10 protein-coding genes are annotated in these 13433 nt (G+C 46.9%); 8 read left to right on the top strand and 2 right to left on the bottom strand.

Annotation, left to right across the window (positions count from 1 at the left end; genetic code table 11):
* Positions 1-142: 142 nt before the first annotated feature.
* Both MJ595_RS13205 and MJ595_RS13200 read right to left on the bottom strand, forming a co-directional pair.
* A complete protein-coding gene (locus MJ595_RS13205; RefSeq protein ID WP_263078381.1) occupies positions 143-874 on the bottom strand; it encodes a hypothetical protein in 732 nt (243 codons plus the stop codon).
* A gap of 230 nt (positions 875-1104) precedes the next feature.
* Positions 1105-2442 (bottom strand): IS1380 family transposase, encoded by a 1338-nt coding sequence (locus tag MJ595_RS13200; RefSeq protein WP_263078015.1) that lies wholly within the window; start codon positions 2440-2442, stop codon positions 1105-1107.
* 371 nt (positions 2443-2813) lie between these two features.
* Here MJ595_RS13200 and MJ595_RS13195 point away from each other — a divergent pair, with 371 nt between their 5' ends.
* The 8 genes from MJ595_RS13195 to MJ595_RS13160 all read left to right on the top strand — a co-directional run bounded on the left by MJ595_RS13195 (position 2814) and on the right by MJ595_RS13160 (position 13421).
* On the top strand, positions 2814-4274 hold the full coding sequence (locus MJ595_RS13195; protein WP_263078379.1) for a DUF3375 domain-containing protein: 1461 nt from the start codon (positions 2814-2816) through the stop codon (positions 4272-4274).
* On the top strand, positions 4271-5086 hold the full coding sequence (locus MJ595_RS13190) for a DUF4194 domain-containing protein (RefSeq protein ID WP_263078378.1): 816 nt from the start codon (positions 4271-4273) through the stop codon (positions 5084-5086). The genes MJ595_RS13195 and MJ595_RS13190 overlap by 4 nt, the downstream gene beginning before the upstream one ends.
* Positions 5079-8489 (top strand): hypothetical protein, encoded by a 3411-nt coding sequence (locus tag MJ595_RS13185; RefSeq protein ID WP_263078377.1) that lies wholly within the window; start codon positions 5079-5081, stop codon positions 8487-8489. Before MJ595_RS13190 ends, MJ595_RS13185 begins: the two co-directional genes overlap by 8 nt.
* Entirely contained in the window at positions 8486-9670 is a 1185-nt protein-coding gene (locus tag MJ595_RS13180; RefSeq protein ID WP_263078376.1) for a DUF3322 domain-containing protein, read from the top strand. The genes MJ595_RS13185 and MJ595_RS13180 overlap by 4 nt, the downstream gene beginning before the upstream one ends.
* 46 nt (positions 9671-9716) lie before the next feature.
* Entirely contained in the window at positions 9717-10097 is a 381-nt protein-coding gene (locus MJ595_RS13175) for a YqiJ family protein (RefSeq protein WP_263322506.1), read from the top strand.
* Positions 10098-10115: 18 nt separating this feature from the next.
* Complete coding sequence (locus tag MJ595_RS13170; protein WP_263078375.1) at positions 10116-11903, top strand: SPFH domain-containing protein; 1788 nt, start codon at positions 10116-10118, stop codon at positions 11901-11903.
* 267 nt (positions 11904-12170) lie between these two features.
* Positions 12171-12869 carry a PspA/IM30 family protein gene (locus MJ595_RS13165; protein WP_263078374.1) on the top strand — a complete coding sequence of 233 codons (699 nt, stop codon included), beginning with the start codon at positions 12171-12173 and terminating at the stop codon, positions 12867-12869.
* Positions 12870-13010: 141 nt separating this feature from the next.
* Positions 13011-13421: a DUF350 domain-containing protein gene (locus MJ595_RS13160; protein ID WP_263078373.1), complete on the top strand. Its 411-nt coding sequence runs from the start codon at positions 13011-13013 to the stop codon at positions 13419-13421.
* The last annotated feature ends 12 nt before the right edge of the window (positions 13422-13433 follow it).

The raw sequence follows: 13433 nt of genomic DNA, 5'->3' as shown, positions 1-13433 counted from the left end.
TGCCTGTTTTATGTAAAGCAATAGGCGTTATTTGACAAAAAAAAACCTGAAATTAACAATGGAAGAATAATTTTCAGCCGAAGAAATGAAAACTTAAAATTACACCACATTAGAAATATAGCTTTATGACTGAAGTTGGATATCAAAAATAATCTTTATATTTCTTCGCTCGAAGAAGAAGTACTTGTCTTTTCACTTTCAAACTCACTTCAGTTTCAGGCGCACTAAAAAAACCTTTTGGAAAAAATTTTTTGGGCCCCAAAAAAGGAGTCTGCCTTTCAACTATTGAGATATAGGAAACCTCAACTATTCCATCAGGAATAAATTCTTGACCTCCACCCTCATTAAAAAGCATGACTTGTTGATAATCTTCTTTAAATCTTGGCAGTAAAATCCCCGCTTTATCCATCATATCTATCCCGAATTTTTTATGCTCACGACTATAAAAAACACCCTGATAATCCTTACATATGCCATTTGTTAGTACCAGCTGACATCTAGTGTGCTCATTAATTTCAACCAGCTCAGATATTTTCCTTAGCAATACAACCAACTGAAAACGATCTACAGAAGGTTCATTTCTTCGCTTACAGTCTATATGCGCTGCTGTATCAGCGAAATAAATGTTTTTTTCACCCTTTTTTTCGATGATGTAATATGGATTTACTTTTCTATTGAATATATCAAATAATTGCTCTACCGACAGATCTTTGCTTTGATAGACTACTGCATACTGCTCTCTAGGCATAACATAAACGACAGGCAACATTACCTTCTCATGCCACAATCTATAACAAACACAATCATCCCTATAGACACCTATTTCATTTTTGATACCATCCAGATCACCTGCCATTAATTTAAAAGCAATCAATACCACCTGAATCCGTGATTTCTTGATTTGCCCGGCAGTTTTGAAAATGTGCTGATTAATTTTTTCCTTTGAAAATAACTCGGGTTATTGATTGAAGTGTTTTTATGTCGTTTTTAAGCATAAATGCTGATCAAAATATCATCAAACTTGAAGACAGGTTGAAAGAAGCCCTACCGTTATCAATACAGTACTTTCTCATTTATGGCATTTTTTTCTATCTCGCTATTCAATCAACAAAGTGCATGCTGGCTTATTAATTGATGGAAAGACCTGAAACCAGGACAGTAACGACCAAAGCGTAGCCGGTATTGATGTCCTTTTTTCAGAAGACGGGCAGCCAGGTAGATGAGTTCCTGTATCACGGTTTTTAACCGGCGTCGTTTGGCTTTATGACGTACCGGCGCATCTGGCCCGAGCAAGCAACTCTGCCCCATGTAGCGCAGAATGTTATAGACCAGTGCACCCAAACACATCACCAGGTCGTTGGTGTCAAACTTGCCTGAAGGCAGGCGCTCTAAATCCATATCAGTCTTCAACTCACTGTGAAACTGCTCGCTGGTCGCATGATCCTCATAAAGATTAATGATCTGATCATCGCTGTAGTCAGCTTCGCTGAGTGTTGTCCACCATCCTTCCAGCTCATAATCGGGTGTCAGAAATCTCTGCCCTACAGTATCAGTGGTACGCTTGATAATGCGAATAATCAGACGCTGGTTACCATAGTTGGTTTCATAGACGGTTGAGAGTGTCGCATAACTCTTTCCTGGACGCGACTCCTCCCATTTGACTTGCTTTTCTTCAAAAATGGGGAGCCAGTGTTCCTTGGTGTGATACTTTCTTGGGTTGAGCTTGATAATGTGATTCACACCTTTGAACCCGGCGATTTCCCGGCGCGATTCCTCAGCATCGTGGCCACTATCAAGGCGAACCAGAATAGGCGCTCGGGTCAAACGTCGGCTGCGGTGCAGCACTGCTTGTAAAAAGCCAATAAAATCATTCTGGGAGTGCTGAGAGCCTGGGCGTAATTCACATCCCAGGCACCAGCCTTCGCAGCCAAAGTAAGCGGCAATAGGGGCATAACCAAAGAATTTTTTATACGTGTACTCGACCCCCTCCTTTTTGGTATTGCTGTTATCCATAGGGAATACGTCGATATCCAGTGGTATGTGCTGCTTCTTATCGAGTTTTTTCGGAAGGGGTGTGACGGGCACCTGAAGATTAACCAGGACATCGGTAAGGCTGTCCTCGATGAAAGGAATCAGTTGGGCGGCATCTTCATTGAAACGCTGTCTTAAGCGGCTGGCTGAAGGCATTTGTTTAATGCCCATTGCCAACCGGAACCAGTCGTTATCCCGGTTATTATCAACATTATCAAAATCACTTTTACCCTGAGCCAGTTGGCCGCAGTAAGCTCTGATCAGGTCGATATGAGTGATACGGTGCCTTTTTTTTATTTTGCGCAGGGATTTGCTTAACGCTGTCTTTTTGTTGAGTGCATGACCAACGAAATAAAGCCCTGCGACCGGTGTATAAAATTCCGTCTGTGATTGTTCAATTTTCAGTTTCACAAAAATGCACCCAGGTGGTGAAAATTAGAGTGGGTGCATTTTAACTTGGAACTTACGTTTTGTGGTTGATCCAGAGGAGTTGGGCTACAGTGAACTCACGGATTCAGGTACCAAAAAGACTAAAAAAAAATACCTATAATGTACCATAATCTTGCCTGGGGCTTTTTTGATTTCACCTTCAGGATAGACCTCTTTGCGCCGCATAGACTTTCCAGTCGAGCATAGGTGGAAGTTGAACTTTCTGGCTTACTGTAACTCAATTATACTTTAGCCCATTGTTAAAACAGGCCTTTCCGGAAAAAGGCAGCACCCGGAAGGCTGTTTGATAATGACAGTATAATAACCATCAAAATAACGATATCAGGTAGGTTATGAGTTTCCAGGAACACTACGCCCGGTTTCACCGGCAGCAGCAGGAACACAAGACATGGAAGCTGCTTCGGGCCAGTAACTCGGCACTGATTCTTGCTTTTATCGCAGATATTTTTCAGGAAACCAATGAAGTGCCTTTTGGACGCGCCTGTATTGCCCTTGAGACAGAGCTGGCTCGCCTGAGAGAAATCGACCTGCTGGAAGGGGATGTCCGGGCTGCTACCTATCTGAGAAGCTGGATGAATGAAGGCTGGCTGCGGGAGCTCAATGATCAGCTCACGCGCACTGACGCCTGTGAAATGGCCCTGAGATTTGCAAAGGGCCTGAATGAAAGGGAAAGCAATGCCACCGCTTCCCACCTGCGCATTGTCCAGGATGCAGTAAGGGATCTTGCCGTCGCATTAAGTCCTGATCCCAAAGAACGCATAACCGTTCTGGAAGCCAGAAAGGCTCAGCTGGAAACAGAAATTGAGGCCCTTAAAGCCGGAGTCGTTTACGAGTTGCCCAAGCACGAGCAGCGGGAGCGCATTAAAGAAGTCTACCAACTGGCTTCCGTTTTAACCGGCGACTTTCGTCGTGTCGAAGATGAAATCCGCACTCTGGAGCAGCAACTTAGAGTGCAAATGATTGAATCTGATCATCACCGTGGCGATATATTAAAATCGCTACTGGAAGGTGAAAATGTGCTGGCAGAGTCAGATGCCGGCAGGGCTTTTGATGGTTTTTTTCAGCTTTTATGTAACCCTGACCGCAGTATGGAATTCAGGGAGCAGCTTCGTTCGGTATTGAGCAGACCGGCAGCGTCCCATCTCACCCCACAGCAAGCCCGATACCTGGACCGGTTGATAAAGGAATTGACCCATGAAAGCGACCATGTCTTCCGGGTTCGAAAGCGTACAGAAGAAAGCCTTCGGAGTTATATCGAAAGCGGTGCCCATCTGGAAAATCGTGCGGTTAATAAACTGCTTGAACAGCTGGAAAAAATGGCACTGGCACTTCGGGAAGAAGGTGTCAGCCTGAAAATTGATAGCGGGTTATGTATAAATAGTGGCTCAGCCAAGGTTTTTTCGCTGGACAGCCTGAAGCTAAAGGCTCCGGAAGAATCCCTGGACACCAGCCAGGTAAGGGTACAGGAAAACCATTCAATTCCCGGTGATAGTATTCTGCATTACCTTCAAAGTGTTAAAGTCACCGAAGTTGCACAAAAAATACGACAACTGCTAACCCGGCATAGTCCCCTGACCCTCTCTGGTGTAATTCAGCACCTGCCCGTCTACGAAGGCCTGGAGGAACTGGTTGCCTACCTCCGGGTTGCCCAGGCCATCAATGCCACGGTATTGGAAAATAAGGAGATGGTAATCATTTATGGCAGGGACGGTGAAATGCTTCAGGCGACTATTCCCTGCTACCTCCTGTCATCAGACCAATTCCCGCACCATCTTGAGGAGTTAACCCTGTGAGCAATACTTCCCATCAGGCATCAACACTCTTCGATCAGCAAATTTATGCTGAAAACCAGCACAAACACCCTATAACAAAAGACCTGGACACCTCCGCATCCACACAGGAAAACGACTTCCCCATTGCAGAAGCATCTGATGATTCCAGTGTTGAATCAGGTAAACAACCGGATGAAGCTCCTGCCTCAGCAGATCGCCTGGTTCCAGAAGCTCGCAGAGCCATGATTCGTCTAATGCGCCAGGGGGTTATTACGTCAAAAAATCATTCAAGGCTATTTAATTGCCTTTGCCGCCACCAGGCCTTGATTCAGGATCATCTGGCGAATATGTATCTGAAAATGATGCTGGATCCCCAATACGGGATCGCCCTTCTTCAAGAGCAGGAGAGCGAGGACATCGAGCATGAGGAGGATGAACCCGTATCCCTGATCAGTAGACGAACCCTGACCCTTTACGACACACTGCTGTTACTGGTACTGCGCAGGTATTACCAGGATCGGGAAAAGTCAGGGGAACAACAGGTCTTTATTGATACGGAACAGATTGAATCACTGCTGACCCCTTTCCTGCCGTTAACTAACAGTAGCCGCAGTGATCGGAGAAATCTTAATGGCGCACTGGAAAAAGTGCGACAACGAAAGATTATTTCCGGGTCAAAGGACAGCGAGCGTTTTGAGATTACACCGGTTATTCGCTACGTAGTTAATGCCGACTTCCTTCATAAAATGCTGGATAGTTACACAACCATGTCAGGGCAAATACAAAACAACAGCCAGCAAAGCTTCAGTGAAGAGGGAGTTAATAATGACTAAGGTATTAATGCCCTCCTGTCCCAGTCATGAAACAACCTATGACCAACTGTTCAGTACAGGCCAGATTCGCCTGGCGGAAATATCTGTCTATAACTGGGGTTCGTTTCATGAATTGCATACTGGCAAAATTGACCCGGACGGTACACTCATCACTGGTGATAACGGTTCAGGAAAGTCCACGTTCATTGACGGCCTGATGGCCCTGTTGCTGCCGGCAGGCAAAGCCAGTTTCAATGTCGCTGCCGCCCAGGGAGACCGCTCTGACCGTAACCTGATTTCCTATATCCGGGGAAGCTATGGCACGGAACACGATGGCGGCCAAACCAATACCCTGAATAAACGTCCAGGCGCCGTTATCTCTGGCCTAAGGGCGCTATACCGCGGTGACGATCAGTCAGAAATCACACTGGCTGCACTTTTCTGGATGTCCCAGCCCTCCAACGCCCTGAAGGATCTCAACCGACTGTATCTGGTGGGCAAGCGAAACGTCACCCTGGAAGAGCTGCTAAAAGGGTTTGGCAAAGGCAATATGCGGGTACTGAAACAGCAACTTCGAACCGATCCTCTGGTTACACTCTGTGATGACCGCTTTAATGAGTATCAGGAAACCTACCGCCGCCTGCTGCGAATGGATAACCGTAATGCCCCGGCACTTCTGTCCCGGGCACTGGGACTGAAAAAAATTGATGACCTGACGGATCTGATCCGAAAGCTGGTGCTGGAACCCAGCAAAGTTCAGGAGAATGCCCGAAAAGCCGTAGCTGAATTCGACGATCTTGTGGCCATTCATAAAGAGCTTGAAACGGCTCGCTCACAGCGGGATCGATTGGCGCCGCTCCCGGAGTTGGCTAAAAAGCTGTCCTCTGCCCAACATCAGATCAAGCAGTTATCAGCACAACTCTCTGGTCTCCCGGTCTGGTTTGGTGAGCACCGCCACCGTCTCTGGACAGCACGGATGGAAAAACTCAGTGACCAGATAGCTGACTGTGAACAGGAACTGGAAACCCTTTTACGGAATGAGCATGATGCCCAATCCCTGGTGGAAAGCCGTTATAAAGATTATATCCAGGCCGGTGGTGACAGAATCGATGCCCTGAAAAAAGAGCTTGAAGGGCATAAGGGTAAACTGTCAGATATTAATGCAAGAGCCAGGGACTACCAGAATACAGCAAAATCCCTTAGCCTGAATGCCCGGCTTGATAAAGGTTCTTTTGAAAAAAATTCCGTCATCATTGACAGTCGTTGTGAAAACCTGGAAGCGGAAAACCGAAGATGGCAGGATGCTTTCGCCCAGGCATCAGCCCTCTATGCCAATGCCGGGGATGCAGGCAAGGCCCTTGCCCAAGAGATTGCGGAAATCAGCGCACGTCCTGATTCGAATATCAATCCGAAATACCAGCAACTGAGGGATGAACTCTCAGCGTCCCTGAACCTTTCCAAGTCACACCTCATGTTTATTGGTGAGCTCATTGATGTCCACCAAGAGCACAAACCCTGGCAAGGTGCCATAGAGCGGGCACTGGGAGGTTTACGTACCACTCTAGCCGTACCGGAAAGCCATTTTTCACAGGTGACCCAATGGTTAAACCAGCGCCATACCGGGTTACATGTCCGGGTTCAGGTGGTTCGTAGCATCTCTGGCATGGCAGCATTTAAACCGGACGGTTACCTGAAAAAACTGACATGGCGGGAACACCCCTACCGGGAATGGTTGAAACACCACCTGGCCCGTTACGATCTGCACTGTGTGGAAAGCACCAAAATTCTCGATCAAACGCCTTTTTCAATGACCCTTCAGGGACTGGTTCACCTGGATAAAGGACGTTTTGAAAAAAAAGACCAGAAAAAAATTGATGACCGACGCTTCTGGCAACTGGGTTTTTCCAACAAGGATCGCCTCAGCCTCCTGCAACAGGATTTAAAAAAACAGGAAGCGCAAATCAAACAGTGCTTGAAGACTGTAGAAAACACCAGGGCATCCATGGATCAGGCCCGGAAACAGGCGCAATTATGGGAAAAATTGAGGTGTTTCTCCTGGGAAGAAATCAACGTACCTTACTGGCAGAATCGCGTTAGCCAATGCCAGCAGGAGTTGGACTTCCTGCAACAATCCGGTGGCAGCCTTGAGCAGGCACACCATCGATGGGAGGAAGCCAAACGGCAGTTGATTCAGGTTCAGACTAAAAGGCAGGAAACCAGTAATAACCATGCGGTACTGAAAAGCCAGAAAAAAGACGCCGCCCATGCCCGGGAAAAAGCCGCAAAATCTGCCTCTGAAGGGTTAGAAGATTCCGTTAGAACCTTGCTATTGGAACGGATTGGCGAACTGGTGGATGATGACCTGGAAAATTCCATAGGTCTTCAGGAAGAACACCAAAACGACATCAATAAGGAAAAAGACCAGGCATCCAAGGCTTCTGAAAGGGCATCCAACAGCGCCGTGGGTATCATGGTGGCATTTAGAACAGATTGGAGCCATGTCACAGCAGACTGGTTAACCGGCATTGATGGCCTGCCCGATTATATTGACTATCTTGAAAAGCTGGATAATGAGGGCTTACCCGCTCTGGTTGAGCGTTTCAGGGAGCGTCTAAACCGCCATGCCACCCAGTCCCTGGCAGCAATCAGCCAGAAAATGCTCGCTGAAAGAGAGGAAATTGAAGACCGCATCGGCGTGATCAACCAGGTACTGGTTCGCACTGAGTTCAAGAAAGGGACTCACCTGCGACTGGGCACCAAACGAGAGGAGTTTGAGCATGTCAGGCAGTTCAAAAAGCAGCTCAGGGTAATTCTTCAGCAAGCCACCAGTGATAATCATGAAGCCCGCTTCCTCAATCTGAAAAATATTATAGAAATTCTGGATAAGGCCACTGCCGTTACCACTGCCAATAACCTGGAAAGCCTGAGGCTGCTGGATTCAAGATACCAGCTGACTTTTTATGCAGAAGAAATTGATAACGCCAGCCATGAGGTCATTGATGTTCTGGCGTCGTCAACGGGTAAATCCGGAGGGGAAAAAGAGTCTTTTGCAGGCACTATCGTCGCTGCCAGTCTCGCTTATGTGCTAACACCGGACGGTTATGATAAGCCCATCTACAGTACTGTATTTTTAGATGAAGCATTTTCCAATACCGCCGAGTCTGTGAGTCGTCGTGTATTAAAGGTCTTTCGGGAGCTACACATTCATATCAATCTGATTACTCCCTACAAAAACCTGAACCTGGCCCGGGAATCCGCCAGATCATTGCTGATAATGGAGCGTGACCCCAATAAGCATGAGAGCCACCTGTGTGAAATCACCTGGGAAGAAGTGGATAAAAGGCTGCACAATACTGACAACCTTAAAAAACAGGCCCAGGCACTAAACATCGAGATTGAACCGCTGACCGGCCTGTCATCATGAACTGGGGACTGACTATCGAGACCGCCATTGAGCGGCTTCGGCAAAGGGAGTGGAATCGCTGGGATCGCTTGCGGGATCGACTGCTGGGCAAACGTCCGCTACCGGTTCGGGTATCCCTGCGAGCGCCTACAGGTGAACAGGCTTTAAGCAACCTTTCACACTTTTATGACTATATCCGTCAATGGCGGGAGTGGAAACCTGCCGCACAGGTGCAGTGGCAGGAAAGGCATTACCACCAGATAGGGCGACAGCGAATACCGGTTGCCCTTGAGCTGCATTCACTCCAGGACCTGTTTGAAGCCCTTGGACAGGAAGCCACGGTTAAAAGCAAACAGTGGGAAACACTGATCTGTCGTTTTCTCCAGGTTGACTCACGCCTGTATGAAACAGTTATCAGAAATTTGCCCGGTCTGGAAAAACTGCCCAAAAGCGATATTGAACCCCTTGCCAATCTATTACCCCAGCTTAAAAAAAATATGGGTTCAGGACTGTACCTCCGAGCTTTGCCGGTTAAGGGCGTTGACACAAAATTCATTGAAAACAATGAACCATTAATCAGTGACTTGCTTCAGGTGATACACCCTGATACCCCCATCAGGAATGCCCGATATGGTCTGAGCCAATGGCTTGGATGCAAGGAAAAACCGAAAGGCTGGCTGATAGTCCGACCGCTTTGCCCTAAAACCAAGCGGCAGATGATGGGGCTTTCCGAGCTAAAAATGACCACCAATGCGTTAAAAGAAACACCACTGCCGGGCACTCATATTGTGGTTATTGAAAATGAGCAGTCAGGTTATAGTCTGCCGGATCTCCCCAATACAGTGGCAGTGGTGGGTGGCGGAAAAAATATTTCATGGATGAGCACTTCCTGGTTATCCAGCAGGCATATTGGCTATTGGGGTGATATTGACACCTGGGGGCTTGCCATTTTAAGCGATGCACGTAACTATCAACCCCACTTACGTCCACTTATGATGGACTGGAACACCCTCAACCAGTTTTCAGACAGAATGTCCTATGAAGAAAATCCGGTACCAACGCTACCTGATAACCTCACCGCAGACGAAATAAGCCTGTTTAATCAATTAAACAAGGGACAACCCCAACAAAATCGCCTGGAACAGGAGCGCTTACCCCAAGACTATATAGAAGACTCTTTGCTGGAGTGGATTAACCAATAAGTTACCCTTTATCATCTGGCTCATTATTTTTCTGACAGTTTTTTCTATCAGCGGATATAGCAGCAACTATCTTGTCCTTACTTTAATGAATCAGCCTCTGCCCGCACTGGTCAATCACTGTATTGCCTTGATGGCCAGTGTATTGGTTATAAGAACAACAGGTTCTCGTTTGTCGGGAATATTAAGTCAAAATGAAAGCCTTGCCGTTTCCAGCACCAGTTTTTCCGGGAAAATCGCGTCCATCACCTTAGGTACTGCAACACTCAATAACCCCGCTGAAGCGGTACTCACTGATGAGTATCACAAGAAGCATTACATCATGGTGATGCCCTGCTCGGAAGAAGAGTCCTTCAGGCAAGGCGACGATGTTGTACTTATAGAACAGCAACAGGGTTTTTGGACCGCTATCAAATTCCACAATATATAAAACCAACAGGGCAGAACCATGGCAGAATCCGGTTTAACCTACATTATCAGCATCAGTGCATTTGCCCTGATCGCTCTCATCACCATTGGCTTAATTTTTACCAAACTCTATATCAGGGCCACCAAAGAAGTAGCCTTTGTAAGAACAGGTCTCGGAGGGGAGAGAGTAATAAAGGATGGTGGCTGTATCTGCCTCCCTGTGTTGCATGAAACCATCCCTGTCAGTATGAAAACCCTGCGAATAGAAGTGGAAAAAATCCGTAAGGACGCCTTGATTACAAAAGACCGGATGCGGGTTGATGTGAGGGCAGACTTTTACCTGCGGGTTGCCCATACCATCGAGGGTATATCCATGGCTGCACAGACACTGGGGCGGCGTACTCTGGTGGTTGAAGAATTAAAGCAGCTGATGGAATCCAAGTTTGTCGATGTACTGCGTTCCGTTGCCGCTGAAATGACCATGACAGAAATGCATGAACAGCGGGCTGACTTTGTCCAGAAGGTACAACAAAACGTGGCCAATGATCTTGAGAAAAATGGCCTTGAACTGGAATCCGTTTCCCTCACAGGCTTTGACCAGACAGACCTGGAATTCTTTAATGATAATAATGCCTTCGATGCCGAAGGCCGGGCCCGCCTTACCAAGATTATCGAAGAGAAACGTAAAGAAACCAATGATATTGAGCAGGAAAACCGCATTCAAATTGAACGTCGCAACTTAATGGCTGAGCGTCAATCCCTGGATATAAAAAAAGATGAAGAAGAAGCCCGCCTGGCACAGGAGCAGGTTCTTGAATTTACTCGGGCTGAACAAAAGGCAGAAATTGCCAAAACCCGTGAACAACGTGCCCAGGAAGAGCGAGAGGCAGAAATAGCCAAAGAGCGGGCAATAGAACTGGCAGAAATCGAAAAAGCCAGGGAAATTGAGTCCCGTGAAATAGAAAAGCGTAAAATTCTGGAAGAGGCCAAAATCCAGCAACAACGGGATATCGAGGTGGCTGCCCAGGAAAAGAAAATTGCCATTGCCATTAAGTCCGAGGAAGAATCCGCCGCTCAGGCACGGGCTGCTGGTGCAGAAAAAGAAAAAGTGGAAAAGGAAGAGGCCGTCATTACTACCCGGCAGATTGCGGAAGCAAACCGACGCAAAGACATTGAAGTGATCAACGCCAAAACTGAAGCCGAAAAAGTAGCCGTCAGTGTTACCGTTCAGGCAGAGGCAGAAAAAAGTGCCGCCGAGGATCAGGCAGAGGCGGTCTTGATAGAGGCAAAAGCCGATGCTGACGCAAAAAAACTAAAGGCAGAGGCCGATGAAACGGTATTTGCTGTTGAAGCCGCTGGTAAGAAAGCGCTCTATGAAGCAGAAAATACCCTTAGCAAAGAGCAGATTGAACTGAAAAAATCCCTGGCTATCCTAAAAAGCCTGCCGGAGATTGTTGCCAATGCTGTTAAGCCTCTGGAAAATATTGAGGGTATTAAAATACTCCAGGGTTACGGTGCCAGTAATGGCCATGCTGCCAACGGCAGTGGACAATCCGCAGGCAATGGATCACTGGCTGAGCAGGTTACCACAGCTGCTTTGAATTACCGTGCCAATGCTCCTGTTGTCGACGCGTTGCTACAGGAAGTAGGGCTGGTTGATAAAGAAACCGGCACACTCAATCATCTGATTACCGGAAACACACCGGTTACGGCTGAGGTAGAAAATATTCTCGACGCCTCATCTGATCTGCCCCAGTCAATGCAACCCTACAATACCATTTCAGAAGTTCATCATTCCAGGGAGCTTTCAACGCCTGTTTCGCAGTAGAATACGAGAAAATGGGGAGGTAAAGAAAAATATCTGGATCTTGCTTGAAAAACAGCGATTTCCTGCGAGATCCAGAGTAGCCATTACGTATGCATGTTGTAGAATCAATAACAAAAGACCTCTCAGCTGTATTGAATAAACATCAAACCGGGATAATAAACACTCTCTCTCAAGCCATGGAAAGTTATCCACTGTTCACCGATAACAACGCCAAAATCCGGTTAATAGATGACACCAGTCCATGCCTTGAAGTGATAAGGAAATGAAATGAAGATCTGGAGCAAAGTCATTACCGCCCTAAAAGGTGCAACTAACGAAGTGGGTGAGGCTATTGCCGATAATAACGCGCTTCGTATTCTCGACCAGGAAATCCGTGAGGCCAGCGACCAACTGCAACACTCCAAAACCCAGCTGGCCAGCATTATGGCAAAGCACAAACTGGCTACCCATAAATGCACTGAACTTCAGGATAAAATAGCAGAATACGAAGCCTATGCCATCAAGGCACTGGAGCAAGGTAATAAAGCGCTGGCAAAAGAAGTAGCTGGTAAAATTGCAGACTATGAAACTCAGCTAGGCTCAGACCAGGAACTGGAAAAAAGCTTTGCCGAAAGTGTTAGCTGCTTAAAAAAAGCTATCGCTGAATCTGAATCAAACCTCCGTCGTCTGAAGCAGCAAGTTGACACGGTAAAAGCCACTGAATCCGTGCAAAAAGCTCAGGAATCCTGTGCGGCAAGGCACAGTGGTGTAAATTCAAAAATGGCCACAGCCACAGATTCCCTTGAGCGCATTAAACGCCGCCAGGCTGAACGAGCTGCTCAAATGGAAGCCGCCAGTGAAATAGCCGGAGATACAGTGGAAGCTGATTTACAGAGTAAACTCAAAGCTGCCGGAATTACCAAAGACAGTTCAGATGCCCATGCTGTTCTTGAGCGCCTTAAAGCGAAACAAAAGTCTCCAGCCTAAACTGCGCCCATCACAGCTCTATCAAATTACAATTCTCTGACTGCGCGCGGTTTGGCCCAGCTATTGAAATAACCTTCATAACTGAAGGGTTATGAGCTATTTTGTTCAACAAACTCCCTCTTTTGGTAACTGAGAGTCAATATGCTGCCTGTCACCCATTATATAGCTGGCTTCCCTCTTTTTATTGCCTATTTTTTTATCGCCCTGGCGCTCACCAGCGCTTATGCTTTTATTTATACCCGCATTACCCCCCATGACGAAATAGCCCTGATAAAAGACAATAAATCAGCGGCATCCATTGCTTTCTCGGGAAGTTTACTTGGCTTTGTATTTCCACTGGCCAGTGTTATTACTCACTCTATCGATATAGTGGACATGTTAATCTGGGGAACGGTTGCCCTGGCCATACAACTCTTCGCCTTCTTTGGTTTACGGCTTTTTTTTCCAAAAATTTCCGAGTGTATCGCCAACAACGAAATGGCAACGGGCATTTGGCTGGGAACGGTCTCCCTTTCAGCTGGCCTGCTTAATGCCGCTTGCCTCACCTATTGACTCTATAACATT

It is taken from the genome of Endozoicomonas sp. Mp262, assembly GCF_025643335.1.
GTDB lineage: Bacteria > Pseudomonadota > Gammaproteobacteria > Pseudomonadales > Endozoicomonadaceae > Endonucleibacter.
This window is presented reverse-complemented; position numbering and strand designations above follow the sequence as displayed.

Coding starts and splice junctions, on each gene's coding strand:
- MJ595_RS13185 (WP_263078377.1), top strand. CDS start 5,079: ATGACTAAGGTATTAATGCCCTCCTGTCCCAGTCATGAAACAACCTAT.
- MJ595_RS13170 (WP_263078375.1), top strand. CDS start 10,116: ATGGCAGAATCCGGTTTAACCTACATTATCAGCATCAGTGCATTTGCC.
- MJ595_RS13165 (WP_263078374.1), top strand. CDS start 12,171: ATGAAGATCTGGAGCAAAGTCATTACCGCCCTAAAAGGTGCAACTAAC.
- MJ595_RS13180 (WP_263078376.1), top strand. CDS start 8,486: ATGAACTGGGGACTGACTATCGAGACCGCCATTGAGCGGCTTCGGCAA.
- MJ595_RS13160 (WP_263078373.1), top strand. CDS start 13,011: ATGCTGCCTGTCACCCATTATATAGCTGGCTTCCCTCTTTTTATTGCC.
- MJ595_RS13195 (WP_263078379.1), top strand. CDS start 2,814: ATGAGTTTCCAGGAACACTACGCCCGGTTTCACCGGCAGCAGCAGGAA.